This window comes from Streptococcus pseudopneumoniae, from assembly GCF_001072925.1.
In the GTDB taxonomy this organism is placed as follows: Bacteria; Bacillota; Bacilli; order Lactobacillales; family Streptococcaceae; genus Streptococcus; species Streptococcus pseudopneumoniae_Q.
Map to the genome: position 1 here is coordinate 1 of NZ_JVHE01000075.1, position 632 is coordinate 632.

Consider the following 632-nt stretch of genomic DNA (forward strand, 5'->3'; position numbering starts at 1 on the left):
GCTTTAGATTGTCCTCAATGAGTCCGAAAAATTTCTCGGGCTCTTTATTCTGAAAGTGAAAAAGCAATAGTTGATAGAGTTCATAGTGAGATTTTAAGTCTTCGGAATAGCTTAAAAGCTTGTCTAGAATCTCTTTATTCGTCAAGTGCATACGAAAAGTAGGGCGATAAAAACGTTTATCGCTGAGTTTACGACTATCCTGTTGAATGAGCTTCCAGTAACGTTTAATAGCCTTGTATTCATGAAATTTTCGATCAAATTGATTCATGATTTGGACACGAATACGGCTCATAGCACGGCTCAAATGTTGTAAAATGTGAAAGCGATCTAGAACGATTTTAGCACATGGAAAAAGCTGTTTAGCTAAGGCATAGTAAGGGCTAAACATATCCATAGTAATGATTTTCACTCGACATCGGACCGCTCTATCATATTTAAGAAAGTGATTTCGGATGACTGCTTGTGTTCTTCCTTCAAGAAGGGTGATGATATTGAGCTTGTCAAAATCTTGTGCAATAAAGCTCATCTTTCCCTTGGTAAAGGCGTACTCGTCCCAAGACATAATCTCGGGAAGACGAGAAAAATCATGCTTAAAGTGAAAGTCATTGAGCTTACGAATGACAGTTGAAGTT

At 37.7% G+C, this 632-nt stretch carries 1 protein-coding gene; it reads right to left on the bottom strand.

What is annotated here, in order from left to right:
* Window positions 1-632, bottom strand: a 632-nt coding sequence (locus ADH81_RS10690; RefSeq protein WP_049526724.1) for an ISL3 family transposase, incomplete at both ends; no start/stop codon positions are given.